General features: G+C 57.1%; 22 protein-coding genes and 1 pseudogene. 18 read left to right on the top strand and 5 right to left on the bottom strand.

Annotation, left to right across the window (positions count from 1 at the left end; translation table 11 throughout):
* Both LA04_RS04860 and ybiO read left to right on the top strand, forming a co-directional pair.
* Positions 1-315, top strand: a 315-nt coding sequence (locus tag LA04_RS04860) for an ATP-binding cassette domain-containing protein (RefSeq protein WP_047650650.1), incomplete at its 5' end; no start/stop codon positions are given.
* A 124-nt stretch (positions 316-439) separates the two neighbouring features.
* On the top strand, positions 440-2,653 hold the full coding sequence (gene ybiO, locus LA04_RS04855; protein WP_047650649.1) for a mechanosensitive channel protein: 2,214 nt from the start codon (positions 440-442) through the stop codon (positions 2,651-2,653).
* Between the two features lie 45 nt (positions 2,654-2,698).
* On the opposite strand, the gene rlmF is transcribed toward ybiO, so the two are convergent.
* Positions 2,699-3,610 (bottom strand): 23S rRNA (adenine(1618)-N(6))-methyltransferase RlmF, encoded by a 912-nt coding sequence (rlmF, locus tag LA04_RS04850; RefSeq protein ID WP_047650648.1) that lies wholly within the window; start codon positions 3,608-3,610, stop codon positions 2,699-2,701.
* A 243-nt stretch (positions 3,611-3,853) separates the two neighbouring features.
* Between rlmF and mcbA the strand changes: the two genes are divergently transcribed.
* The 3 genes from mcbA to ybiJ all read left to right on the top strand — a co-directional run bounded on the left by mcbA (position 3,854) and on the right by ybiJ (position 5,060).
* Positions 3,854-4,120, top strand: a complete 267-nt coding sequence (gene mcbA, locus LA04_RS04840; protein ID WP_047650646.1) for a DUF1471 family periplasmic protein McbA — start codon at positions 3,854-3,856, stop codon at positions 4,118-4,120.
* 127 nt (positions 4,121-4,247) lie between these two features.
* Positions 4,248-4,514: a DksA/TraR family C4-type zinc finger protein gene (locus LA04_RS04835; protein ID WP_047650645.1), complete on the top strand. Its 267-nt coding sequence runs from the start codon at positions 4,248-4,250 to the stop codon at positions 4,512-4,514.
* Between the two features lie 285 nt (positions 4,515-4,799).
* Positions 4,800-5,060, top strand: a complete 261-nt coding sequence (gene ybiJ / locus LA04_RS04830; protein WP_023310874.1) for a DUF1471 family protein YbiJ — start codon at positions 4,800-4,802, stop codon at positions 5,058-5,060.
* Between the two features lie 118 nt (positions 5,061-5,178).
* On the opposite strand, the pseudogene ybiB reads toward ybiJ, so the two are convergent.
* Positions 5,179-6,142 (bottom strand): annotated as a pseudogene (ybiB, locus tag LA04_RS04825) (DNA-binding protein YbiB).
* A 269-nt stretch (positions 6,143-6,411) separates the two neighbouring features.
* On the opposite strand from ybiB, the gene LA04_RS04820 reads away from it, so the two are divergent.
* The 5 genes from LA04_RS04820 (at position 6,412) to LA04_RS04800 (ending at position 11,773) form a co-directional block, all read left to right on the top strand.
* Positions 6,412-6,948, top strand: coding sequence for a fimbrial protein (locus tag LA04_RS04820; protein ID WP_047650644.1), 537 nt, complete (start codon positions 6,412-6,414; stop codon positions 6,946-6,948).
* A gap of 68 nt (positions 6,949-7,016) precedes the next feature.
* Positions 7,017-7,691 carry a fimbrial biogenesis chaperone gene (locus tag LA04_RS04815; RefSeq protein ID WP_047650643.1) on the top strand — a complete coding sequence of 225 codons (675 nt, stop codon included), beginning with the start codon at positions 7,017-7,019 and terminating at the stop codon, positions 7,689-7,691.
* A gap of 25 nt (positions 7,692-7,716) precedes the next feature.
* Entirely contained in the window at positions 7,717-10,260 is a 2,544-nt protein-coding gene (locus LA04_RS04810; RefSeq protein WP_081957647.1) for a fimbria/pilus outer membrane usher protein, read from the top strand.
* Positions 10,261-10,280: 20 nt separating this feature from the next.
* Positions 10,281-11,273: a fimbrial protein gene (locus LA04_RS04805; protein WP_047650673.1), complete on the top strand. Its 993-nt coding sequence runs from the start codon at positions 10,281-10,283 to the stop codon at positions 11,271-11,273.
* The gene (locus LA04_RS04800) at positions 11,270-11,773 is read left to right on the top strand and encodes a fimbrial protein (protein ID WP_047650642.1); all 504 of its coding nucleotides are present in this window, start codon (positions 11,270-11,272) and stop codon (positions 11,771-11,773) included. The genes LA04_RS04805 and LA04_RS04800 overlap by 4 nt, the downstream gene beginning before the upstream one ends.
* On the opposite strand, the gene dinG is transcribed toward LA04_RS04800, so the two are convergent.
* Both dinG and rhlE read right to left on the bottom strand, forming a co-directional pair.
* A complete protein-coding gene (gene dinG, locus LA04_RS04795; RefSeq protein WP_047650641.1) occupies positions 11,760-13,937 on the bottom strand; it encodes an ATP-dependent DNA helicase DinG in 2,178 nt (725 codons plus the stop codon). The genes LA04_RS04800 and dinG overlap by 14 nt on opposite strands.
* A 97-nt stretch (positions 13,938-14,034) precedes the next feature.
* Positions 14,035-15,414, bottom strand: coding sequence for an ATP-dependent RNA helicase RhlE (gene rhlE / locus LA04_RS04790; RefSeq protein ID WP_047650640.1), 1,380 nt, complete (start codon positions 15,412-15,414; stop codon positions 14,035-14,037).
* Positions 15,415-15,621: 207 nt separating this feature from the next.
* Here rhlE and cecR point away from each other — a divergent pair, with 207 nt between their 5' ends.
* The 5 genes from cecR to LA04_RS04765 are packed head-to-tail and all read left to right on the top strand — an operon-like array spanning position 15,622 to position 21,262.
* Entirely contained in the window at positions 15,622-16,299 is a 678-nt protein-coding gene (gene cecR, locus LA04_RS04785) for a transcriptional regulator CecR (protein ID WP_047650639.1), read from the top strand.
* The gene (gene hlyD / locus LA04_RS04780; RefSeq protein ID WP_047650638.1) at positions 16,296-17,291 is read left to right on the top strand and encodes a secretion protein HlyD; all 996 of its coding nucleotides are present in this window, start codon (positions 16,296-16,298) and stop codon (positions 17,289-17,291) included. Before cecR ends, hlyD begins: the two co-directional genes overlap by 4 nt.
* The gene (locus tag LA04_RS04775) at positions 17,284-19,023 is read left to right on the top strand and encodes an ATP-binding cassette domain-containing protein (RefSeq protein ID WP_047650637.1); all 1,740 of its coding nucleotides are present in this window, start codon (positions 17,284-17,286) and stop codon (positions 19,021-19,023) included. The genes hlyD and LA04_RS04775 overlap by 8 nt, the downstream gene beginning before the upstream one ends.
* A complete protein-coding gene (locus tag LA04_RS04770) occupies positions 19,013-20,146 on the top strand; it encodes an ABC transporter permease (RefSeq protein WP_047650636.1) in 1,134 nt (377 codons plus the stop codon). Before LA04_RS04775 ends, LA04_RS04770 begins: the two co-directional genes overlap by 11 nt.
* Positions 20,147-20,155: 9 nt before the next feature.
* Positions 20,156-21,262 carry an ABC transporter permease gene (locus tag LA04_RS04765; RefSeq protein ID WP_023310860.1) on the top strand — a complete coding sequence of 369 codons (1,107 nt, stop codon included), beginning with the start codon at positions 20,156-20,158 and terminating at the stop codon, positions 21,260-21,262.
* Here the strand turns inward: LA04_RS04765 and LA04_RS04760 are convergent.
* On the bottom strand, positions 21,224-21,634 hold the full coding sequence (locus LA04_RS04760; RefSeq protein ID WP_014883088.1) for a YbhQ family protein: 411 nt from the start codon (positions 21,632-21,634) through the stop codon (positions 21,224-21,226). The two genes, LA04_RS04765 and LA04_RS04760, sit on opposite strands and share 39 nt — an antisense overlap.
* A gap of 133 nt (positions 21,635-21,767) precedes the next feature.
* Here LA04_RS04760 and LA04_RS04755 point away from each other — a divergent pair, with 133 nt between their 5' ends.
* From LA04_RS04755 to LA04_RS04745, 3 genes are read left to right on the top strand one after another with little or no spacing between them, the layout of a single operon-like run.
* Positions 21,768-22,529 (top strand): endonuclease/exonuclease/phosphatase family protein, encoded by a 762-nt coding sequence (locus LA04_RS04755; protein WP_047650635.1) that lies wholly within the window; start codon positions 21,768-21,770, stop codon positions 22,527-22,529.
* Complete coding sequence (gene clsB, locus LA04_RS04750) at positions 22,526-23,764, top strand: cardiolipin synthase ClsB (RefSeq protein ID WP_047650634.1); 1,239 nt, start codon at positions 22,526-22,528, stop codon at positions 23,762-23,764. The genes LA04_RS04755 and clsB overlap by 4 nt, the downstream gene beginning before the upstream one ends.
* Complete coding sequence (locus LA04_RS04745; protein WP_023310857.1) at positions 23,764-24,726, top strand: lysylphosphatidylglycerol synthase domain-containing protein; 963 nt, start codon at positions 23,764-23,766, stop codon at positions 24,724-24,726. Before clsB ends, LA04_RS04745 begins: the two co-directional genes overlap by 1 nt.
* Positions 24,727-24,746: the final 20 nt, after the last annotated feature.

Raw genomic sequence — 24,746 nt, 5'->3', positions numbered from 1 at the left:
CTGTCTGGCGGTCAACAGCAGCGCGTGGCGATTGCCCGCGCCCTGGCGGTCAAACCGAAAATGATGCTGTTTGATGAGCCAACCTCTGCGCTTGACCCGGAGCTGCGCCACGAGGTGCTGAAAGTCATGCAGGATCTGGCGGAAGAAGGGATGACGATGGTGATCGTAACCCACGAAATCGGCTTTGCTGAAAAAGTGGCGTCCCGCCTGATCTTTATTGATAAAGGCCGTATCGCGGAAGACGGTAACCCGCAGGAATTGATTGCGAACCCGCCGAGCCAGCGTTTGCAGGAGTTCCTGCAGCACGTCTCCTGATCCATCGCTTTACGCTAAGCCGGGCATGCCCGGCTTTTTTACGCCAGATTGTTCCCAAAAATCCCCCTCCTCGCCCCGACTTCTATACTTATCATTTTGTTCGACATTTTCACCGGAGGACGCCGTGCCGTGGATCCTGTTGCTGTTGATTAGCCTGTTTAGTGCGCCATCGTTCGCCGTCGCGATCCCCGGAGTGACCACCGGCGCCCCTGCCGCCCAGCAAAGTACGCCACCTCCGGAACCCGATGTTGAACAGAAAAAAGCCGCCTACGGTGCGCTTGCCGACGTCCTTGAAAACGACACCTCCCGGCAGGAGCTTATTGGCCAGCTGCGCAAAGCCGCCGCCACGCCGCCGCAGGAGTCGGTGCCAACCCTAACCCCTCCTCAGGTTGAGGAGCAAAAAACGGTGCTGGAAAACGTCACCGACGTGAGCCGCTACTATGGGGAAGCGCTCTCCTCGCGCTTCGCTCAGCTTTACCGCAACCTGATTGGCTCACCGCATAAGGCATTTAATCCGCAAACGTTTACCGCCGCCGCCACGCAGTTCCTGATGCTGGCGGGTGCGGTATTTCTTTTTTACTGGCTGGTGCGCCTGTGCGCGTGGCCGCTGTACCGCAAAATGGGGCAATGGGGACGCTGGAAAAATCAGCATAAAAGCAGCTGGCTGCACCTGCCGTTGATGATAGCCTCAGCGTTTATCATCGATTTACTGCTGCTGGCGTTGACGCTGTTTTTAGGCCAGATGCTGGCCGACAGGCTGAATGCAGGCAACAAAACCATCGCCTTCCAGCAGTCGCTTTTCCTGAATGCCTTTGCCCTGATTGAATTCTTCAAGGCGCTGCTGCGGTTACTCTTTTGTCCGCACGTGCCGGAGCTGCGGCCTTTCTCCATTCGGGATGCGAGCGCGAAGTACTGGGCGCTGCGTCTGAGCGTGCTCAGCGGGCTGATTGGCTACGGCCTGCTGGTTGCCGTGCCGATCATCTCCAACCAGGTGAACGTCCAGTTTGGCGCGCTGGCAAACGTGCTAATCATGATCTGCATTACCGTCTGGTCGCTGTATCTGATCTTCCACAATAAAAAAACCATTACCCAAAGCCTGCTGAATCTGGCCGATCGCTCCCTCTCGTTCTTTAGCCTCTTTATTCGCGCGTTCGCCCTGGTGTGGCACTGGCTGGCAAGCGCTTACTTCATCGTGCTGTGCTTCTTCTCGCTGTTCGACCCGGGCAATAGCCTGAAATTTATGATGGGGGCGACGTTCAAAAGCCTGGCTATTATCGGCATCGCGGCGTTTGTGTCGGGGCTGCTGTCGCGCTGGATCTCGAAAACCATCACCCTGTCGCCGCAGGTCCAGCGTAATTACCCGGAACTGCAAAAGCGGGTAAACGGCTGGATGTCGGTATCGCTCAAAGTGGCGCGCATTCTCACCGTCTGCGTGGCGATTATGCTGCTTCTGAATGCCTGGAGCCTGTTTGATTTCTGGAACTGGCTGCACAACGGTGCGGGTGAAAAAACGGTCGACATCCTGATTCGCATCGCGCTGATTTTGTTCTTCTCCGCCGTCGGCTGGACGCTGCTGGCGAGCCTTATTGAGAACCGTCTGGTATCGGATATTCACGGCAGGCCGCTGCCCAGCGCCCGGGCAAGAACGCTGTTAACCCTGTTCCGCAACGCGCTGGCGGTGATTATCAGCACCATCACCATCATGATCGTGCTGTCGGAAATCGGCGTGAATATCGCCCCACTGCTGGCGGGTGCCGGTGCTCTGGGGCTGGCGATCTCCTTCGGGTCGCAAACGCTGGTGAAGGATATTATTACCGGCATCTTTATCCAGTTTGAGAACGGGATGAATACGGGCGATCTGGTGACCATCGGACCGTTAACCGGCACCGTGGAGAGGATGTCCATCCGTTCGGTTGGCGTGCGTCAGGACACCGGGGCCTACCACATCATCCCCTGGTCTTCGATCACCACCTTTGCCAACTTTGTGCGCGGGATTGGTTCCGTTGTGGCGAACTATGATGTGGATCGCCACGAGGATGCGGACAAAGCGAAGCAGGCGCTGCGCGATGCGGTAGAAGAACTGATGCTGATGGAAGATATTCGCGGGCTGGTGATCGGAGAGCCGTCATTTGCCGGCATCGTCGGGCTGACGAACACGGCGTTTACCCTGCGCGTGTCGTTCACCACCCAGCCGCTGAAGCAGTGGACGGTACGCTTTGCGCTCGACAGCATGGTGAAGAAACACTTCGATCTGGCGAACGTGCGGATGCCCGTGCAGACGTATCAGGTATTGCCGCCACCCGCATCGCCGCTCCCGCCGCAGGAGCCGACGCTGTAACCGAGCCGGGTGGCGGCTTCGCCTTACCCGGCCTACGACAGGGTGCTATTTGCGACGTTTGTTATTGTCCATAAACGACCAGGCGATAAAGCGGCTCTGTTTCTGGCCCTGCGCCATCTCTTTTTTCACCACTTTTACGGCGCCCGCTTCGGTCAGCGCGTGGTAGAGCGGCGGCAGGTTATCACCGCGGGAAACCAGCGTAGTAAACCACTTCACCTGACGGCCAAACTGTTTGCTTTCCGCAATCATGCGAAGGATAAACGCCACTTCGCCCCCTTCACACCAGAGCTCCTGCTGCTGACCACCGAAGTTCAGCGCAGCATCTTCAGCCTGACCCAGGTTACGGCGCTTGCGCTCGCTGCCCGCACGGGCCGATGCCGCCGAATCATGGAACGGCGGGTTGCACATCGTGGCGTCATAGCTTTCGTTTTTGTGAATAATGCCGTTGAAGATCGACCCTGCATCTTTCTGACGACGCAGGCGAATGGCGCGGCTCATTCCCGGGTTAGCGCTGATAATCGCCTGGGCGCTGGCAAAGGCCTCGTCACCGATTTCGCTTCCGGTAAAGCGCCACTGATATTCATGCGCCCCGATCAGCGGGTAAATCAGATTCGCCCCGGTGCCAATATCCAGAATGGTGGCCTGCGGCGGAACAACACCCTCATTGCCTTCGGCAAGAAGGTCGGCAAGGTGATGAACGTAATCCGCGCGGCCCGGCACAGGGGGACAGAGAAAGCCTTCCGGAATATCCCAGTGAGCCACACCGTAGAAATGCGCCAGCAGGGCTTTGTTCAGCATTTTAACCGCCTGCGGGTCAGCAAAGTTGACCGAAGGCTCACCCGCTGGGGTCTGAACAAGATAGTCCTGCAGCGGCGGGCAGTTCAGGCATAACGCGTTCATGTCGTAGCGGCTGCGGTGGCGATTTCGCGGGTGCAATCCCGGCTTTTGGGCAGTCATGGCATTCTCCTTTAAACAGCGGCGTAAGATACCCTTTGCTGGCCCAACGGTAAATCTTTCTCTGCAGCGCTCAAAAACTCGCCACAAATCAAACACCTTTATGTCTATGATCCGTCAGCGAATTGTCAATTTATATCGTTCAAAAAATAAGCAGATCATCATCAAATATTTGCGCTAAGTCACACTCGTCAGGCTTCTAAACTTAAAGGGAATCACCTGTTGTTTCCTCATGAGGATGTGATTATGAAAAAGTACCTGACCCTTGCTGTTATCGCCGGCGTTATGGCGACCGCTTCATTTTCTGCCATGTCCGTTCAGTCGCTGACCGAGAGTAACGATACCAGCCAGCTGCGTCCAGCAGGCACCGTTTCGGTAAGCCGTGCCAGTAACCTTGACGATCTACAGGCTAAGCTCGCAGAAAAAGCCCGTCAGGAAGGCGCAAAAGGATTCGTAGTAAACTCCGCTGGCGGAGATAACCATATGTACGGCACTGCGACCATTTATAAATAACCGGCCTCTTCTATAATATAAGACTGCATCTGCCCAACGGATGCAGTTCTCTTCTCCCTTCGCCTTGATTGTTCATTTTTTAACCCCATAGTAAACGTATGGCCTAAACCTATTTCAAGAGGACGCTATGGCTTCCGGCTGGGCAAATGACGACGCTGTTAACGAACAGATCAACAGTACAATTGAAGATGCGGTTGCACGTGCCCGCGGTGAAATTCCGCGCGGCGAAAGCTTAACGGAATGCGAAGAATGCGGAGACCCCATTCCGGAGGCGCGCCGAAAAGCCATTCCCGGCGTACGGCTTTGCATTGCCTGCCAGCAGCATAAAGATTCAAAAAACGCATCACACTCGGGATATAATCGCAGAGGTTCGAAAGACAGCCAGTTACGTTGACTTTGCTTTACCGAAGCTAACCGAGCGCATGCGTTCCTTTACGCTCACGGTTTTTAGCCAGACGCGTAGCAAAACGTGCCCTTCGTAGCGCTTCTGTAAAGCGCCACCGCAAGAAGTGTAAAGGGGTGCTTTGAATTTATTAATATTCAATAAGTTATTTGTCATTCAATTTTTTTGAGTAACCACGTCAATTCTCTTCGATTTTATCACTCGCAAAAAACCGTGATACTTATCACATCGACGGAACATCGTCCCCTTAACAGAAACACCTGCGAGAGATTAATTATGAAAACCATCAAATATGCTGTAGCTGCTGTTGCCCTGTCCGCTCTGTCTTTCGGCGCTTTTGCCGTAGAGCCTGTCTCTTCTACTCAGGCACAGAACATGAACAAAGTTGGTGTGGTGAGTGCTGATGGCGCCACCACGCTGGACGGTCTGGAAGCCAAACTGGCTGAGAAAGCCGCTGCTGCCGGTGCAAGCGGATACACCATTACTTCCGCTAACGGCAATAACAAGCTGAGCGGTACCGCGGTTATCTACAAATAATCGCCTGAACGAATGCTGTTCCCTCGCCAAACCCTCTGGTGAGCTGCTCCAACCCTCATTGACCCTGTTGTTTGTTACCCTTGCTTGCCCGTCCGCCACTGGACGGGCTTTTTTTTGTCTAAAACGCCTGCGCCACGCGTTCAAGCCCGGCCTGAATGGATTCCACTTCTCCGGTTGCCAGCAAACAGCAGGCCATCTGCAGCTTGATTGAATGCGGAACAGGAACATTTCCGGCAAGACACTGCTCAATCCAGTGGGCTGTAGTATGGGGATCTTTTGCCTCAGGCAGTATCACACCGGTATTCTCTTCCCCGCGTTCCAAGAATGGCGCGCGTACCTGCAGAATCAATCAGCATCACCTGCGGGCAGCGCTGCGGGTTGGCATAAACCTCGCCTTCCGTGCCGTGCATCAGCAACGCTCTTCCGCCAATTGCCTCAAAGAACTGCCCCACGCGCGCCACGTATTCCGGGTGCGAGACGCTGGAAAGACGCAGAGCGGCATCTTCGCCAAACGGCGTGGCCAGTTTCGCCAGCGTGTGCGCGCTGTTGCGCACGCCCATGCGCCAGCGCATATCGAGCTGCTTTTCCAGCGGCGGGCAGAGTGTGCCGACCGGGATATAAACAGGCTGATGGCCATCCAGCTTCGCCTGCGCCTGACCTGCATGACGCGTGGGCTCAACGCCCAGCATCCCAAAAATGGTCTCCGTCAGCACGCGGGTGGGATCTTCGCTGACGCCGTGCACCACCACCGGGAACCCCAGCTTGTGTAATAAGATAGCGAGCAGCGGGGTTAAATTTGCCTGCTTGCGCGCGCCGTTGTAGCTCGGGATGACGATTGGCATCGGTTTAGCCACCGGCGGCGTTAAGCGCAGCGTTTGCGCCTGCATGGCATCATAGAAGCCGCGCATCTCCGCTTCACCTTCGCCTTTAATACGCAGCGCAATAAGGATACCGCCCAGCTCCAGCTCAGGTACCTCGCCGTTAAGCATGCGGGTATAAAGCGCACGCGCGGTTTCATGGTCCAGGTCGCGGGCATGGTTTTTCCCGCGCCCTACCTCTTTGATAATTTTGCGATAATCCACGACATTCCTCCTGACAGCCTTATCTTGTTAACAATATAGCCCTGATGATGTCGCCGCTGTTAGTTTTTTTGCCCACCCTGTGGTTTTTTATAATCAATTGTTTTATTAAGAAAAATTATTTTGCAAGAATTAATTGAATTATTTGGAAGCCGCGCGGGACCTTTCCCGGCCTGAATTTTCTGATTAAATACTCAGCGGTGAGTAGTTGAGACATAACTTCGAATAATGCGGGATGCAGAGGTCGAAAGGAGAAACATACAGGTTTAAATATGAAAAAAGTGACTTTAGGTTTATTCATTGCTGCCGCTTTGGGATGCTCTGCATCTTCTTTCGCAGCATCCACCGGTGAAGGGCAAATTAACTTCACAGGTGAAATTATCGATTCCGCCTGTCAGGTGGTTAACGGCTTAAGCAGTCCGCTGAATGTTGCGCTGGGCAAAGTCTCCAAAACAACGTTTACCGGCGCAGGCTCTACCAGCACCTTAACGAAATTTGATATTCAGTTAAAAGACTGCCCGGAAACGGTCACGTCTGCAGCCATCAATTTCGGTGGTACGCCCGACGCGGATAATAATACCACGCTGGCCTTGACCCCGGGTGCGACGACGGCAACCGGCGTGGCGATTCAGCTGGTTGATTCTTCCGAACAGCCCGTCAGTTTATATACGCCTTCGAAGCAGTATCCTTTAGCTGCTGGCACGACGGTAAATAATCTGGAGTTTGGCGCACGTTATATTCAGACTCAGGCATCGATCACTGCCGGGCAGGCTAACTCAGCGTCTACTTTTACCGTTATTTATAACTGATACGATCAATAAGGAGATATTCGCCTTCACGCGAAGGCGAATATCTCCTCTTTCTTTGAGACAGATTTATGCGACACAGTTATTTATTAAGCGCACTTTTACTGACCGCAGTAACAGCCCATGCAGGTGTAATAATTAATGGCACCCGACTGGTTTATCAGGGAGAGAAAAAAGAGTCTTCGATTGGGATTTCCAATCCGGATGATATTAACTATCTGGTACAGTCCTGGGTGGATACCGGTTTGAAAAAAGGCGGTAAAGCACCGTTTCTGATTACCCCGCCTCTGTTCCGTCTGAACGCTAAAGAAGATAACGTGCTGCGCGTGGTGCGCACCGGCGGAAATATGCCAGAAGATCGCGAGTCGTTATACTGGTTAAATATTAAAGCCATTCCTTCTTCAAGCCATGAACAGGGCGTTAATACATTACAAATAGCCATCAATACCCGTATTAAATTGCTGTATCGCCCTGCATCGATTAAAGGCAAACCCGAAGAAGTGGCAGATAAACTGGAATGGCACCGCGAAGGAAACGATCTGGTGGTAAACAACCCCACGCCTTTCTATATGAATTTCCAGAGCGTAACGCTGAACGGCCAAAAAGTGGCAAAAGCGACCTGGGCTGTGCCTGATACCTCTACCCGCTTTGCCCTTCCGGCAAATATGAACGGTAACACCGTAAACTGGTCGGTCATTAACGATTACGGAAGCATCAGTAAAACCTGGTCTGCATCCGTTCGTTAATACTCTATTTGACGCCTGGATAATCATGTACAGCACAACTAAGCCGCTATTCCGTCGACTGAGTGAAATGCTGCCCACTTTTTGTGGGATAGCGGTGACATGCTGCGCGCTGCAGGCCCACGCTGATGATTATTTTAACCCTGCCCTGCTGGATATTGATAATCCAGAGCAGGCAAAGACCGATCTCTCTGTTTATGAAAACGGTCCCGGTCAGGCGCCGGGTAAATATCAGGTCACGATGTTCGTCAATAACAATAAAATCGACACACGTGACGTCCTTTTTACATTACAAAAAGATGCGCAGGGAGATAATTCTCTGCAGCCTTGCCTGAGCCTGGATGAATTAACGCATCTGGGTATCAAAACCAAAGATTATCCAAAGCTGGCGGCAAAAGGGGAATGCGCGGATCTGAGCGCTATCCCTTCGGCCTCGGCGACTTTCCGCATCAAAAACCAGCAGCTATTGCTGAGTATTCCCCAGTCGGCGCTGGGCCAGGTGCCTCGCGGCTATATCGATCCGAAAGAGTATGACGAAGGGATCACCGCGGGCATCCTGAACTATAGCGTTAACGCCAGCCAAAGCCACGCCCGCCAGCAAGGGGAAGCGGACAAAAGCAGCCAGTTTATTAACCTGCGCCCCGGCTTTAACACCGGTGCCTGGCGCGTGCGTAATTACAGCACCTGGAACCACAATTCGGACGGCGGTCAGGACGACGGCAAGCTGACCCCGGTCTATACCTATGCCCAGCGCGATATCGTGGGGCTGAAGAGCGAGATGACCGTGGGTCAGAGCAGCACCCAGGCCGACGTTTTCGACAGCGTCTCTTACACTGGTGCACAGCTGGCTACCGAAAGCGACATGCTGCCGGACAGCGAGCGCGGGTATGCCCCGGTGGTTCGCGGCACGGCGCACAGTAACGCCCAGGTGGTGGTTCGCCAGAATGGCTACGTTATCTATCAAAACACCGTGGCCCCCGGTGCGTTTGAGATTAACGATCTCTACCCCACCGGCAGCAGCGGCGATCTGAACGTCACGGTAAAAGAGACCGACGGCAGCGAGAGTCATTTCGTGGTGCCGTTTGCCTCCGTGCCGGTTCTGCAGCGGGAAAAACACCTGAAGTACAGCGTCGCGGCAGGGCGTTACCGTTCATACGATAAAGAGGTTGAGAAGACCCCTTTCGCCCAGGGCAGCGCCATCTATGGCCTGTCACATGGCGTCACCGTTTATGGCGGTACACAGCAGAGTTCGCATTACCACTCCACCGCGCTCGGGGCGGGGAAAAACTTTGGTGACCTCGGCGCGTTCTCCGTAGACGTTACCCGCGCCAAAGCGTTACTGAAAAAGCGCAAAACCAGCAAAGGGCAATCCCTTCGTCTGCGCTACAGCAAAAATTTTACCGCGACCTGCACTAGCTTCTCGCTGGCGGGTTATCGCTACAACAGCAAAGGCTTTTACACCCTGCAGGACACTATGGAGTCCTGGACCCGTGCAAACGACTGGTCCGCTCCACAGCAGCGCCGCGCGCGGGCGGAGGCCACCATCGACCAGACGCTGGGCGATAAGTGGGGTTCGGTGACGCTAAGCCTGGTGAAAGAGAGTTACTGGAGCCAGAGTCAGGATATGACCTCCCTGAGCGTTAACTACAACAACAGCTGGCACGGCGTGAGCTATAGCCTGAGCTACAGCGTCAATAAAAACAGCGACGACACGGACGAGGACGGTAAATCCATCAGCTATGACCGACAAATCGGCCTCAACGTGTCGGTTCCGCTCGACCGCTGGCTGCCTGACACCTGGGCAAACTACAGCCTGAACAACAGTGAAGACGGCACCACCCACAACCTGGGCCTGAATGGTACCGCGCTTGAGGGGGACAAGCTGAGCTGGAACGTTCAGCAGGGGCTGGACAGCGCCAATAACAACACTTCCACCAGTATGAATGCGGATTACAAAGGCACCTACGGTGAAGTGCGCGGCGGCGTAAGTCAGGACAGCCATCAGCACACAATGAACGCCGGGATCCAGGGCGGCATCGTCGCCCACTCTGACGGCGTCACCTTCGGCCAGACCCTGGGCGAAACCGTGGTGCTGATTAAAGCGCCGGGCACACATGGCACGCACGTTGCCAACCAGACGGGCGTGGAAACGGACTCTCGCGGCTATACGCTGGTGCCGTTTGTCACGCCGTGGCGTCACAACCCCATTTCACTGGACACGGAGACACTGCCAGAAGATGCCGACGTCACGCACGCCTCGCAGACGGTCACACCGTCACGCGGCGCGATAGTTCGCGCCAGCTTTGATACCCGCGTGGGCAAACGCGTCTTAATGACGCTGGCCTGGAAAGACAAACCGCTGCCCTTCGGCGCAACGGTCACCACGGAAGATAAGAGCAGTGAATTTATCGTCGGCAACGACGGCCTGGTGTATCTCACCGGCCTGCCGCAGCACGGACGCCTTTTCGTTTCCTGGGGCAAGGAGGCGAGCGAGCATTGTGTCGCCGATTACGCCCTGATGCAGGAGAAGGATGACACCAACATTATTAACGCTGCCGCGCAGTGCCACTGATTAACACCGGACCGATCATAATGCAGATAGCAAAATCGTTTTTCTTACTTGTCGTTCTGACGACGGCAGCACTTTTTATGCCGCACGCGAAGGCTTCTTGCCAATCGCCGAGCCTGCCCGCGCTGCTATCGTTAGCGTCTATTTCAGTGCCCACCAGCCTGCCCGTGGGGTCGACCATTCCGGGAACTGAACGCAGTGTCCACATAGCGGGAAACTGTTACTCCGCGCCGGATGCGGGTCAGCCAATCATCGCGTGCTACAACGGCTTCGGCAAAGAGATACCCGGGATCCCCGGCGTCTATGAAACAGGCGTTGCTGGTGTCGGCATCTCGCTAAGAAATGATAAAGGACAGCGCGTGACCGGCGCGGCGGACCAGGTTTGTTCGGCGAACATGCCCGTAGGCCAGGTCTCCGGTACGATAAACAGCGACTCTACCATCCCCTTTAGCTTTGACGTGACGCTGGAACTGGTAAAAACCAGCGAAACCGTGGCTTCGGGCGCACTGACGATGAGCAATACGCAATTCAACCTTGCTGTTGCACGCATTGAGGCCCTGGGTGACCCTAACACCATCTCTTACTCAGGCAATGTCCAGGTAAAAGCTGTGACCTGCACTGTGTCACCCAAATCCCTGACTATCATACTGGGTGATTTTCCGGTGAGCCGTTTTACCGGGGCAGGAACCGTGGTCTCCCAGTCGGTATTCAATATCGGCATGCTCTGCGATCGGGATGTTCAGCCGGAAATGATGATCGCCAGCGCCAATGGCTATGAAACGAATTTTCCCGGCGTGATCAAATTAACGCCGGAAAGCGGCGTGGCGACCGGCGTCGGGGTGAAAATGCTCTTTAACGGTCAGATACCTGCTTTCGGGCAATATATGAATACCTTTACCACCTACGCCAATATCCAGTCGCAATATCCCTTCAGCGTCTCTTACGAACAAACCAGCGCGGAGGTGACCCCCGGAACGGCGAATGCCGTCGCAACCATTACGGTGGCCTACAAATGAAAACGTTTTTAGCCTTTTTACTGCTTGGAGTGGCGAGCCAGAGCCTGGCGGAAGAGATTCAACTCGATATTCGCGGAAACATTTACGCCAACGCCTGCCAGGTGGACAGCGCCAGCCAGAACCTGACGGTCAATCTGGGCAAAGCGAACACCGGCGATTTTAAGGATGTGGGCGATACCGGGCAATGGAGATCATTCGACTTAACCCTGTCGAAATGCCCAACCACTGCCGTGCTGGCCACGGCCACCTTTCACGGTCAGCCAGACAGCATTCATCCGACTAAATTCGCCAGCAGCGGAACCGCGAAAGGACTGGCGCTGGAACTTGCCGACCCGCAGGATCAGATCTCGCTAGCCCCGGACGCCAGCTTCAGCGTGTTGATCAACCAGGACGATCATACGGCGGATTTCCCGCTGGCCGCCCGCTATTACGCTACCTCATTGCCGGTCACGGCAGGAACCTTCAGCAGCGTGGTGCAGGTAACTTTTATTTATCAGTAGGTCTGCGCCCCTTAGCACGGACGCTTTTCTTACGCACGGCGGTGAGTTTGACCGGCTGTTTTTTTACCTCAGGCACCTCCGGCTGTTCGATCGGGAAGATCGGCAGCGCGTTCAGAAGCCGTTGGCCGTAATTTTTGGTGAGCAGGCGTTTGTCATAAATCACCACCTCCCCCCAGCAGCCGTGGCTACGAATCAGACGCCCGACCTGCTGAATCAGGTTAAACGACGCCGCAGGTAAACTCTGCACCTCAAACGGATAGCGGTTGAGGCTTTTCAGCCATTCGCCTTCGGTGATCACCACCGGGCTGTCGATAGGCGGGAAGGCGATTTTATGGATATGCACCTGCGTCAGGTAGTCCCCTTTCAGATCCAGACCTTCAGCAAAGGACTGCAAACCCACCAGCACGCTGCGCTCGCCGCTATCAATGCGTTTACGGTGGGTTTCCACCAGCCGGTAGCGCGGCTGATCCCCCTGCACCAGCAGGAGTAAACGCAAATCGGTGACGTGTTCCAGAAAGCGCTGCATCGCCCGCCCGCTGGCAAACAGCACCAGCATACCGGGGTACTTTTTACTCTCGACCTGCTCGCGGAAGTAGGCCGCCATCTCCGCAATGTGCTGCTCTTCGTTGTCGATAAGCGGCTCGAATTTCATGCGCGGAATGACCAGCTTGCCCTGCTCGCAGTGGTTAAACGGCGAGTCCAGCGCCACGAAACGGTCCCCCGCTTTCTCTTTTAGCCCGCTCATCTCCTGCAAACGAGAAAAACTGTTCAGGGAGCGCAGCGTGGCAGAGGTGACAACCACGTGCGGCACGCTGCGCCAGATCAGCTTTTCCAGCTGATCGGCCACGCGGATGCCCACGCAGTGGAAAAAGAGATGGACCTGCCCGTCCCGCACTTCGCGGGTGGCCCATTTGGTGACCGGTGCGCCGGACGCCTGCGCCATCGAGGCCAGCCGCCAGAGCTTGCTCTGCGCTTCGAACATGCCCAGCGCGCGGTTCATCTGCAGCAGAACGCGGTGCAGACGCACCACGTCATGCGAGCCCGTTTTCTCGCTGAGATCGTTTAAGAACATCTCCGCCAGCCCGCGCAGCTTTTCCAGATGCTTCGCCAGCTGCTGGCAGATCTCCATCACCTCTTCCGGTAGCTCACCCATCGCAAAGCGGTGCTCAGCTTCCTGGGTTGCCGGAAGATAAAGATTCAGGATGTTGTTCAGCGATGAAATGAGGCTATAGACCTCTTCACAGTGGTCGCTCAGCCGCTCCGGCACCGCCAGCGGCGGCGTGGTTTTCGGACGGAACTGCTCCATGCAGGTCGCCACCAGCTTGCAGAAGAGATCCAGCTGCAGGCGGAACCACGGATCGGTTATTTCGGCGCTCATCTCCAGCGCGTCCCGCGCCACGTCCGGCAGATGGTGTCCTTCGTCGAGCACCAGCAGCAGGTTTTTAGGCTCCGGCAGCACCGCTTCGCTCTCCAGCGCCGCCATCACCAGCGCGTGATTCGCGACCACTACCTCCGCCTCCTGGATCTCACGCCGGGCGACAAAGAACGGGCATTCGCGGTAGTAGTGACAGTTGCGGTTCAGGCAGCTGGCTTTGTCGGTGCTGAGCCTGCGCCACAGGTCGTCGCTGATGGCCTGGCTGGTGTGATCCCGCAGGCCGTCCCACTTATAGCCGTCGAGCTCGGCTTTGAGTTTTGCACACTGCTCCTGCTCGGCCTTATTGTTTGGCGTCAGCTCGTCGTCCAGAAACGCAAGCAGATCCTGCTGATTCGTCTCGCTGCTGGCCAGCGCCGCCAGGTTACGCGGGCACACGTAACGCCCGCGACCAAAGGCGGCCGTAAACCGCAGGTCAGGGATGATTTTGCGCAGCAGGGGCAAATCTTTGCTGAAAATCTGGTCCTGCAAGGCCACGTTGGCGGTGCTGACCACCAGCGTTTTATCCTCTTCCCGCGCAATCGCGATGCCGGGAATGAGATACGACAGGGTTTTCCCGACGCCGGTCGGGGCTTCAATCGCCAGATGTCGCCCGTCGTCCCCGGCGAGCGTTTTTGCCACGTCAGCAATCATCTGCCGCTGCGGCGCTCGGGGGATAAAATCGGGGATCTGCTGTTGTAGCGCCTTATACCATGCGCCAATTTGCGCCTTGAGCGCAGCGGTTAAAGCCATTGGAAAACCTGAAATACTGTATAAACAGCCACTATTGTGGCACTTTCTCTTCGCTGCCGCAAAAAGAAAAGCCCGGCTTTACGACCGGGCTTCCAGATTACTGCGGGTTAGCAGGCTTGCGCGGGCGGCGTCGACGCTGCCCTTCTCCTGCCGGTTTCCCTTCGCCGCTGCGCCACGGGTTTTCACCCGCTGGTTTGCTGTCGTTGTTACGACGCGGCGGTTTGCCGGATGATTTCGGCGCGCCACCTTCGCTACGACGCGGCTGCTGACCGCGACCGCCGCCGCCCTGACCGCGACCGCCCTGACGACCGTTCTGAATCGGCTCGGCTTTGATCGACGGGTCTACTTCGTAACCCGGGGTTTCGATGCGCGGGATCTCTTTCTTCAGCAGGCGCTCGATGTCGCGCAGCAGCTTGTGCTCGTCCACGCAGACCAGAGAGAGCGCTTCACCGGTTGCCGCCGCGCGGCCAGTACGACCGATACGGTGAACGTAATCTTCCGGCACGTTTGGCAGCTCGTAGTTCACCACGTGCGGCAGCTCTTCAATGTCGAGGCCACGGGCGGCGATGTCGGTCGCCACCAGCACGCGGATGTCGCCGGATTTGAAGTCCGCCAGCGCACGGGTACGCGCGCCCTGGCTCTTGTTACCGTGAATGGCGGCGCTGCGGATGCCGTCTTTATTCAGCTGTTCCGCCAGGTGGTTCGCGCCGTGCTTGGTGCGGGTAAAGACCAGCACCTGCTGCCAGTTGCCCTGGCCGATCATCTGGGAGAGCAGTTCCCGCTTGCGCTTTTTATCCACAAAGTGAACGTGCTGCGTCACCTGTTCGGAGGCGGTGTTGCGGCGCGCCACTTCCACTTCCAGCGGGTTATGCAGCAGCTTTTCCGCCAGCGCCTTGATCTCGTCGGAGAAGGTCGCGGAGAAGAGCAGGTTCTGACGACGCGCAGGCAGCTTGGCCAGCACGCGACGAATATCATGAATAAAGCCCATGTCGAGCATGCGGTCGGCTTCGTCCAGTACCAGAATTTCGATGCTATCAAGCTTCACCGCGTTCTGGTGTTCCAGATCAAGCAGACGGCCCGGCGTTGCTATCAGCACGTCCACGCCGCCGCGCAGCTTCATCATCTGCGGGTTAATGCTGACGCCACCGAAAACGACCAGAGAGCGAATGTTGAGATAGCGGCTATAGTCACGCACGTTCTCGCCAATCTGCGCCGCCAGCTCGCGGGTTGGGGTGAGGATCAGCGCACGGACAGGACGACGGCCTTTGGCATGCGGCTGGTTTTTTACCAGCAGTTCCAGCAGCGGCAGGGTAAAGCCCGCGGTTTTGCCGGTACCGGTCTGGGCGCTCGCCATCAGGTCACGGCCCTGAAGAACGGCGGGGATCGCCTGCTGCTGGATTGGGGTTGGCTCAACGTAGCCCTGCTCTGCGATCGCGCGCAGAATTTCCGGGTTCAGGCCAAGGGAATCAAAAGACATAAAAACTCCGAACCGCCCCGACCATCACAGGTGTAGTTTTCAGGGAGATATAACGAATAGGGGAGGACAAAAACCACAATGTCGCGAAGGGGCGGAGTGTAGCAGCTTTTGTGACGTAGCGCATAAAATATCCCTCCGCGTTCCCTCGACGTTAGCGTGATTCAGGCATAATCTTAATCAATCGATTGATTAATTCTTAATGCCGCCATGAATACGACACCCACAACAACCAAAGGTGAACAGGCCAAAAATCAGCTTATCGCCGCCGCGCTGGCGCAGTTTGGTGAGTACGGGCTGCATGCGACCACGCGCGATATTGCCGCGCTGGCCGGGCAGAACATTGCGGCGATTACCTACTATTTTGGCTCAAAAGAGGATTTGTACCTCGCCTGCGCCGAGTGGATCGCCGATTTTATCGGCACGCAGTTTCACCCGCACGTTGAGGAAGCCACCGCGCTGCTCGGCCAGCCGTCGCCCGATCGCGCCGCCGTCCGCCAGCTTATTCTCAATGCCTGCCACAACATGATCCGCCTGCTGACGCACGACGATACGCTCAACCTGAGCAAGTTTATCTCCCGCGAGCAGCTCTCCCCGACCGTCGCCTACCAGCGGGTACACGATCGGGTGATTGCCCCAATGCATACCCATCTGACCCGGCTGATCGCCGCCTATACCGGGCGGGACGCCAGTGATACCGAGACAATTTTGCATACCCACGCCCTGCTGGGTGAAATTCTTGCCTTCCGTCTGGGCAGGGAAACCATCCTGTTACGCACCGGCTGGACACAATTTGATGAGGATAAAGCCGCGCAGATTAGCAAGGTCATCGCCTGTCACGTCGATCTGATCCTGCAAGGCTTAACGCAAAGGAGCCTGAAGTCATGAAAAAACCTGTCGCCATCATTCTGGTGGTTGTTGTTTTGCTTGCCGCCGGAGTCGGTGGATGGCTGTGGTATCAGAGCCATCAGGATAAAGGCCTGACGCTGTACGGTAACGTGGATATTCGCACGGTGAACATGAGCTTCCGCGTGGGCGGACGTCTCGCCTCGCTGAGCGTGGACGAAGGCGATGCCATTAAAACCGGGCAGACGCTGGGGATGCTGGATAAAGCGCCCTATGAGAATGCGCTGCTGCAGGCCAAAGCGGGCGTGTCCGTCGCTCAGGCGCAGTATGACCTGATGCTGGCAGGCTATCGCGACGAAGAGATCGCCCAGGCCGCCGCTGCCGTTAAGCAGGCGCAAGCCGCCTTTGACTACGCGCAGAACTTCTACGCGCGCCAGCAGGGGCTGTGGAAAAGCCGCACCATTTCCGCCAACGATCTGGAAAATGCGCGCTCGTCCCGCGACCAGGCGCAGGCCACGCTGAAGTCCGCGCAGGATAAATTAAGCCAGTACCACACCGGTAACCGCCCGCAGGATATCGCCCAGGCGAAGGCCAGCCTTGAACAGGCGCAGGCGCAGCTGGCGCAGGCAGAGCTGGATCTGCACGACACCACCTTGATCGCGCCGTCTGACGGCATGCTGATGACCCGCGCCGTGGAGCCTGGCAGCATGCTCAGCGCCGGCAGCACCGTCTTAACGCTCTCCCTGACCCGCCCGGTGTGGGTGCGCGCCTACGTTGACGAGCCGAACCTCGGCCAGATGCAGCCGGGCCGCGAGCTGCTGCTCTATACCGACGGCCGCCCGGACAAGCCGTATCACGGCAAGGTGGGCTTTGTCTCCCCTACTGCCGAATTCACGCCGAAAACCGTTGAAACACCGGACCTGCGCACCGACCTCGTGTATCGCCTGCGCATCATCGTGACCGATGCGGACGACGCGCTGCGTCAGGGCATGCCCGTCACCGTAAAAGTGAACAACGGGGAACGACATGAATGACGCGGTTATTCAGCTCAACAATCTGGTTAAACGCTTTAAGGGGATGGATAAGCCCGCGGTTGCTCCGCTGAACTGCACCATCCGGAAAGGCTATGTGACCGGGCTGGTCGGCCCGGACGGCGCCGGGAAAACCACGCTGATGCGGATGCTGGCCGGGCTGCTGAAGCCGGATGAAGGCAACGCCCGCGTGCTCGGCCTTGACCCGATCGAGGATGACGGAGCCCTTCACGCCATGCTCGGCTATATGCCGCAGAAGTTTGGTCTGTATGAAGACCTGACGGTGATGGAAAACCTGAACCTGTACGCCGACCTGCGCAGCGTCACCGGTGAAACCCGGGAGAAAACCTTCGCCCGACTGCTGGAGTTTACCTCCCTCGGCCCGTTTACCGACCGGCTGGCGGGCAAGCTCTCCGGCGGGATGAAGCAGAAGCTGGGGCTGGCCTGCACGCTGGTCGGCGAGCCAAAGGTGCTGCTGCTGGACGAACCCGGCGTCGGCGTTGACCCGATTTCGCGCCGCGAGCTGTGGCAGATGGTGCACGAGCTGGCGGGCGACGGGATGCTGATCCTCTGGAGCACCTCTTACCTCGACGAAGCGGAGCAGTGTCGGGACGTGCTGCTGATGAACGAAGGCGAACTGCTGTATCAGGGCGAGCCGACGACGCTGACGCAGAGCATGGCCGGGCGCAGCTTCCTGCTGCACAGCCCGCAGGAGTCTAACCGCAGGCTGCTCCAGCGGGTGCTCAGGCTGCCGCAGGTCAGCGACGGGATGATCCAGGGCCGCTCGGTACGGGTGATCCTCAAAAAAGAGGCCACTGTCGACGATATTCGCCAGGCGCCCGACATGCCTGAGATCGAGATGGAAGAGACCGCCCCGCGCTTTGAGGACGCGTTTATCGACCTGCTGGGCGGCGCGGGTACCTCAGAGTCGCCGCTTGCCGCCATTTTGCATACGGTGGAAGGCACGCCGGGCGAAACGGTGATCGAAGCCAAATCCCTCACCAAAAAGTTCGGGGATTTCGCCGCCACCGATAACGTCAATTTCGCGGTGAAGCGCGGGGAGATTTTTGGCCTGCTCGGGCCTAACGGCGCGGGAAAATCGACCACCTTTAAGATGATGTGCGGCCTGCTGGTGCCAACGTCCGGCAAAGCGCTGGTGCTGGATATGGACCTGAAGGTCAGCTCCGGCAAGGCGCGCCAGCATCTGGGCTATATGGCGCAGAAGTTTTCCCTGTATGGCAACCTGACGGTCGAGCAGAATCTGCGCTTTTTCTCCGGCGTGTACGGCCTGCGCGGGCGGGCGCAGAACGAGAAAATCCGCCGTATGAGTGACGCCTTCGGGTTAACGAATATTGCCTCCCACGCGACCGACGAGCTGCCGCTCGGCTTTAAGCAGCGGCTGGCGCTGGCCTGCTCGCTGATGCACGAGCCGGATATTCTGTTTCTGGATGAACCCACTTCCGGCGTTGATCCCCTCACTCGCCGCGAGTTCTGGCTGCATATCAACAGCATGGTGGAAAAAGGGGTGACCGTGATGGTGACCACCCACTTCATGGACGAGGCGGAGTACTGCGACCGCATCGGGCTGGTGTATCGCGGCAAGCTGATTGCCCACGGTACCCCGGACGACCTGAAAAACCAGGCCGCCGACGCTGAGGTTCCGGATCCGACCATGGAGCAGGCGTTTATCACCCTCATCCACGACTGGGATAAGGAGAATGACCATGCGCAGTAACGCCATTTCCTGGCGCCGGGTGCGCGCGCTGTGCATTAAAGAGACGCGGCAGATCGTGCGTGACCCCAGCAGCTGGCTGATTGCGGTAGTCATCCCCCTGCTGCTGCTGTTTATCTTTGGCTACGGCATTAACCTGGACTCCAGCAAGCTGCGGGTCGGGATTTTGCTGGAGCAGCAGAGTGAGGATGCGCTGGACTTTACTCACGCCATGACCGGATCGCCCTACATTGACGCCACCATCAGCGACAACCGGCAGGAGTTGATCCAGAAAATGCAGGCCGGGAAAATTCGCGGTCTGATCGTCATTCCGGTGGATTTTGCCGCCAATATGGCGCGCGCTGAAACCGATGCGCCGATCCAGGTGATTACCGACGGCAGCGAGCCGAACACCGCCAACTTCGTGCAGGGCTACGCGGAGGGGATCTGGCAGCTCTGGCAGATGCAGCGCGCGGAAGACCGGGGCGAGACGTTTGAACCGCTCATCGACGTGCAGACGCGCTACTGGTTTAACCCCGCCGCCATCAGCCAGCACTTTATCATTCCGGGCGCGGTGACCATCATCATGACGGTAATCGGCGCGATCCTGACCTCGCTGGTCATCGCCCGCGAGTGGGAGCGCGGGACCATGGAGGCGCTGCTTTCTACCGAAGTGACGCGCGTCGAGCTGCTGCTGTGCAAGCTTATTCCCTACTACTTCCTCGGCATGCTGGCGATGCTGCTCTGTATGCTGGTGTCAGTCTTTATCCTCGGCGTGCCGTATCGCGGCTCGCTGGTGGTGCTGTTTTTTATCACCAGCCTGTTTTTACTCAGCACGCTGGGCATGGGGCTGCTCATCTCCACCATCACCCGCAACCAGTTCAACGCCGCGCAGGTGGCCCTCAACGCCGCCTTTTTACCGTCGATTATGCTGTCCGGGTTTATATTCCAGATAGACAGTATGCCTGCGGTGATCCGCGCCGTGACCTACATCATCCCGGCACGCTACTTTGTGAGCACGCTGCAAAGCCTGTTCCTGGCGGGGAATATTCCGGTGGTGCTGATCGTCAACACGCTGTTTTTAATGGCATCAGCATTGATGTTTATTGGGTTGACGTGGATGAAAACCAAACGGCGACTGGATTAAGGAGCGAACATGTTTCACCGATTATGGACGTTGATACGCAAAGAGCTGCAATCCCTGCTGCGCGAGCCGCAAACCCGCGCCATTCTGGTCTTGCCGGTACTGATCCAGGTTTTACTGTTCCCGTTTGCCGCCACCCTTGAGGTGACCAACGCCACCATTGCCATTTACAACGAAGATAACGGCAAACATTCCGTCGAGCTGACGCAGCGCTTTGCCCGTGCGAAAGCCTTTACCCACATCCTGCTGCTGAAAAGCCCGCAGGAGATCCAGCCCACCATCGACACGCAAAAAGCGCTACTGCTGGTGCGGTTCCCGGCGGATTTCTCCCGCAATCTGGATACCTTCCAGACCGCGCCGATGCAGCTGATCCTCGACGGGCGTAACTCCAACAGCGCCCAGATTGCCGCCAACTACCTACAGCAGGTGGTGAAGGATTACCAGCAGGAGTTGATGGAGGGCAAACCGAAGCCCAACAACAGCGAGCTGGTGGTGCGTAACTGGTACAACCCGAACCTGGACTACAAGTGGTTCGTGGTGCCGTCGCTGATCGCCATGATTACCACTATTGGGGTGATGATCGTGACTTCCCTGTCCGTCGCCCGCGAGCGCGAACAGGGCACGCTGGACCAGCTGCTGGTCTCCCCGCTCGCCACCTGGCAAATTTTCGTCGGCAAAGCGGTCCCGGCGCTGATCGTCGCGACGTTCCAGGCCACCATCGTGCTGGGAGTGGGGATTTGGGCCTATCAGATCCCGTTCGCCGGTTCGCTGGCGCTGTTTTACTTCACGATGGTGATTTACGGGCTGTCGCTGGTGGGGTTTGGACTGCTGATCTCGGCGCTCTGCTCGACGCAGCAGCAGGCGTTTATTGGGGTCTTCGTCTTTATGATGCCCGCAATTTTGCTCTCGGGTTATGTTTCGCCCGTCGAGAACATGCCGGTATGGCTACAGGATCTGACGTGGGTAAACCCGATTCGGCACTTTACGGACATCACCAAGCAAATCTATCTGAAGGATGCGAGTCTGGATATTGTCTGGGGAAGTTTGTGGCCGCTACTGGTCATAGCGGCCACGACGGGCTCAGTGGCGTACGCGATGTTTAGACGCAACATTGCGTAGCTTTTTCTCTTTGGTCAGCAGCGAGACCACCGCAGGCCCTGCGAGGATAGCCAGACCCGCCAGGGCCAGCAGCAGGTTGTTTTGCAGCACGCGCGACAGCAGCCAAAGCACAATCATCGCCGCGCCAAAATACCAGGTGGTGGTGAGCTCTTCGAGCACGTCACCTACCTCGCGCCAGCGCGCTTCATGGTGGCGCTGTAAGAACAGCATCGACAGCACGGTGACGCCATAAAGGACGCATAGCCCCAGGCCAACACGCACCAGCGTGCCGCTCATCCAGCCCATCACCAGTACGGCCACGACCAGTAAATGCAACATTATCTGCCAGCAACTCAGGCCAGTTGCGACACGAACACGTTGTTGCCACTTCATGGCTTCTCTCCTGAAGGATTTTTCTCTGCTTAATCAGACTACCGCACTTTACGGAAAATTCCGTAACGCCGCATCTTTTTGTGACGCCGACTACACTTTATTTTCATTGGGATAGTCACTCAGGAAGGAGCTTATGACTCAAAAAATGCAGCATTTCTCGCTTAAGGTGCTGACGATAAACATTCATAAGGGCTTCACAGCATTTAATCGCCGCTTCATTTTACCGGAGCTGCGCGACGCGGTTCGCACCGTCAGCGCGGATATTGTCTGCCTGCAGGAGGTGATGGGCGCACACGAAGTGCATCCGCTCCACTTTGAGAACTGGCCCGACACGCCGCACTATGAATTTCTGGCCGACACCATGTGGAGTGATTACGCCTACGGCCGCAACGCGGTCTACCCGGAAGGGCATCACGGAAACGCGGTACTGTCCCGTTATCCCATTGAACATTACGAAAACCGCGACGTTTCCGTCGGGGAAAGCGAAAAACGCGGCCTGCTTTACTGCCGCATTACGCCGCCCGACCTCGAGCGACCTGTCCATGTCGGCTGCGTTCATCTGGGCCTTCGCGAAGCCCATCGACAGGCGCAGCTGAAAATGCTGGCCGAATGGACCAATGCGCTTCCCGAAGGTGAACCGGTGGTGGTGGCGGGCGATTTCAACGACTGGCGACAGCGGGCAAACCATCCGCTGAAGGTAGATGCCGGGCTGGAGGAGATTTTTACGCGTGCCAACGGCAGGCCTGCGCGCACCTTCCCGGTCCGTTTCCCGCTGCTTCGGCTTGACCGCATCTACGTGAAAAATGCCCACGCCAGCAGCCCGACCGCCCTGGCGCTCCTTAACTGGCGACATCTTTCCGACCACGCCCCGCTCAGCGCGGAGATCCACCTATGAAATGTTCCTGGCAGGAAGGCAACCGGATCACGCTGCTGGTCAATGGGGACGAGTACTACCCGGCCGTGTTTAAGGCGATTGATAACGCTCAGCAGAAGGTGATCCTTGAAACCTTTATCTGGTTCGAAGATAACGTCGGCAAACAGCTGCACAGCGTGCTGCTGCGCGCTGCCCGGCGCGGCGTCAAAATTGAAGTATTGCTTGATGGCTATGGCTCGCCGGACCTCAGCGATGCGTTCGTCAATGAACTGACCTCCGCAGGCGTGGTGTTCCGTTACTACGATCCCGGCCCTCGCCTGTTCGGTATGCGCACCAACCTTTTCCGTCGGATGCACCGCAAAATTGTGGTGGTGGATGAGACGGTGGCGTTTGTCGGCGGCATTAACTACTCCGCTGAGCATATGTCCGACTACGGTCCGGAAGCAAAGCAGGATTACGCGATCCGTATTGAAGGCCCCGTGGTGCAGGACATCCTGCTGTTTGAGCTGGAGAACCTGCCGGGTAAAGAGGCCGTTCGCCGCTGGTGGAAACGCCGCCATCGCCCGGAAGAGAACCGTAAGCCCGGCGAAGCGCAGGCCCTTTTCGTCTGGCGGGATAACGGCGAGCACCGGGACGACATTGAACGTCATTATCTCAAGATGCTCGCCAACGCGAAGCGCGAAGTGATTATTGCTAACGCCTACTTTTTCCCGGGCTATCGTCTGCTGCACGCCATGCGCAATGCGGCCCGACGCGGCGTGCGCGTGAAGCTGATTGTGCAGGGCGAGCCGGATATGCCGATTGTGAAGGTTGGCGCGCGTTTACTCTATCGCTATCTGGTTAAAAGCGGCGTGCAGATATATGAATATCGCCGCCGTCCGCTGCACGGCAAAGTCGCTGTAATGGATGACCACTGGGCAACCGTCGGTTCCAGCAACCTCGATCCGCTGAGCTTATCGCTTAATCTGGAAGCGAACCTGATCATCCACGATCGTCAGTTTAATCAGACCCTGCGCGATAACCTTCAGGGGCTTATCGACAAAGACTGCGTGCGTGTCGATGAATCCATGGTGCCGAAACGCAGCTGGTGGAACGTTGGCATCGGCGTGGTGGTGTTCCACTTCCTGCGCCACTTCCCGGCGATGGTCGGCTGGCTGCCGGCGCATACGCCGAAGCTAGCGCAGGTGGATCCGCCGGTACAACCCGAAATGGAAACCCAGGACCGCGTTGAAGCGGAAGATGGAGGCAAACCCTGATGTCGAAATCGCATCCGCGCTGGCGGCTGGCAAAAAAAATCCTCACCTGGCTGTTTTTTATTGCGGTCGCGGTTCTGCTGGTGGTCTACGCGCAGAAAGTAGACTGGGAAGAGGTGTGGAAGGTCATCCGCAACTATAACCGGATGGTGCTGCTGGGCGCTGTGGGGCTGGTTATTGTCAGCTACCTGATGTACGGCTGCTATGACCTGCTGGGCCGCGCCTACTGCGGCCACAAGCTGGCCAAACGTCAGGTAATGCTGGTGTCGTTTATCTGCTACGCCTTTAACCTGACGCTGAGCACCTGGGTCGGCGGCATTGGCATGCGCTATCGCCTATATTCGCGGCTCGGCCTGCCGGGCGGGACCATCACGCGCATTTTCTCGTTAAGCATCACCACCAACTGGCTGGGCTATATTCTGCTCGGCGGCGTGATCTTCACTATCGGCGTGGTGCAGCTACCCGCGCACTGGTATATCGATGAGGCCACGCTGCGCATTCTGGGCATCGTGCTGCTGCTCATCATCGCCGTGTATCTATGGGCCTGCGCCTTTGCTAAACGCCGCCATATGACCATCAAAGGGCAAAAGCTGGTATTGCCCTCATGGAAGTTTGCAGTGCTGCAGATGGCGGTCTCCAGCGCCAACTGGATGGCGATGGGGGCGATTATCTGGCTGCTGATTGGCGAGGACGTCAATTACTTCTTCGTGCTGGGCGTGCTGCTGGTGAGCAGTATTGCGGGCGTAATTGTGCATATTCCGGCGGGGATCGGCGTGCTGGAGGCGGTATTTATCGCCCTGCTGGCCGGGGAGCATGTCTCTCAGGGAACGATTATCGCGGCCCTGCTGGCGTACCGCATGCTGTATTACTTCCTGCCGCTGGCGCTGGCAACGGTGTGTTATCTGGTGCTGGAGAGTCGGGCGAAAAAGCTGAGGGCGAAGAACGAGAAGGCGTTAGCGAAATAAAAGCAAAACGGCAACCTTGT

Origin of the sequence: Enterobacter sp. UCD-UG_FMILLET, from assembly GCF_000762975.1 — a bacterium.
Taxonomy (GTDB): Bacteria; Pseudomonadota; Gammaproteobacteria; order Enterobacterales; family Enterobacteriaceae; genus Enterobacter; species Enterobacter dykesii.
Note: the sequence above shows the minus strand (reverse complement) of the source record. Positions and strands in the feature narration are given on the sequence as shown.

Coding starts and splice junctions, on each gene's coding strand:
- hlyD (WP_047650638.1), top strand. CDS start 16,296: ATGAAAAAACCTGTCGCCATCATTCTGGTGGTTGTTGTTTTGCTTGCC.
- LA04_RS04765 (WP_023310860.1), top strand. CDS start 20,156: ATGTTTCACCGATTATGGACGTTGATACGCAAAGAGCTGCAATCCCTG.
- LA04_RS04745 (WP_023310857.1), top strand. CDS start 23,764: ATGTCGAAATCGCATCCGCGCTGGCGGCTGGCAAAAAAAATCCTCACC.
- LA04_RS04800 (WP_047650642.1), top strand. CDS start 11,270: ATGAAAACGTTTTTAGCCTTTTTACTGCTTGGAGTGGCGAGCCAGAGC.
- clsB (WP_047650634.1), top strand. CDS start 22,526: ATGAAATGTTCCTGGCAGGAAGGCAACCGGATCACGCTGCTGGTCAAT.
- dinG (WP_047650641.1), bottom strand. CDS start 13,937: ATGGCTTTAACCGCTGCGCTCAAGGCGCAAATTGGCGCATGGTATAAG.
- LA04_RS04775 (WP_047650637.1), top strand. CDS start 17,284: ATGAATGACGCGGTTATTCAGCTCAACAATCTGGTTAAACGCTTTAAG.
- LA04_RS04820 (WP_047650644.1), top strand. CDS start 6,412: ATGAAAAAAGTGACTTTAGGTTTATTCATTGCTGCCGCTTTGGGATGC.
- cecR (WP_047650639.1), top strand. CDS start 15,622: ATGAATACGACACCCACAACAACCAAAGGTGAACAGGCCAAAAATCAG.
- rhlE (WP_047650640.1), bottom strand. CDS start 15,414: ATGTCTTTTGATTCCCTTGGCCTGAACCCGGAAATTCTGCGCGCGATC.
- LA04_RS04815 (WP_047650643.1), top strand. CDS start 7,017: ATGCGACACAGTTATTTATTAAGCGCACTTTTACTGACCGCAGTAACA.
- LA04_RS04770 (WP_047650636.1), top strand. CDS start 19,013: ATGCGCAGTAACGCCATTTCCTGGCGCCGGGTGCGCGCGCTGTGCATT.
- LA04_RS04760 (WP_014883088.1), bottom strand. CDS start 21,634: ATGAAGTGGCAACAACGTGTTCGTGTCGCAACTGGCCTGAGTTGCTGG.
- LA04_RS04805 (WP_047650673.1), top strand. CDS start 10,281: ATGCAGATAGCAAAATCGTTTTTCTTACTTGTCGTTCTGACGACGGCA.
- ybiJ (WP_023310874.1), top strand. CDS start 4,800: ATGAAAACCATCAAATATGCTGTAGCTGCTGTTGCCCTGTCCGCTCTG.
- LA04_RS04835 (WP_047650645.1), top strand. CDS start 4,248: ATGGCTTCCGGCTGGGCAAATGACGACGCTGTTAACGAACAGATCAAC.
- rlmF (WP_047650648.1), bottom strand. CDS start 3,610: ATGACTGCCCAAAAGCCGGGATTGCACCCGCGAAATCGCCACCGCAGC.
- mcbA (WP_047650646.1), top strand. CDS start 3,854: ATGAAAAAGTACCTGACCCTTGCTGTTATCGCCGGCGTTATGGCGACC.
- LA04_RS04755 (WP_047650635.1), top strand. CDS start 21,768: ATGACTCAAAAAATGCAGCATTTCTCGCTTAAGGTGCTGACGATAAAC.
- LA04_RS04810 (WP_081957647.1), top strand. CDS start 7,717: ATGTACAGCACAACTAAGCCGCTATTCCGTCGACTGAGTGAAATGCTG.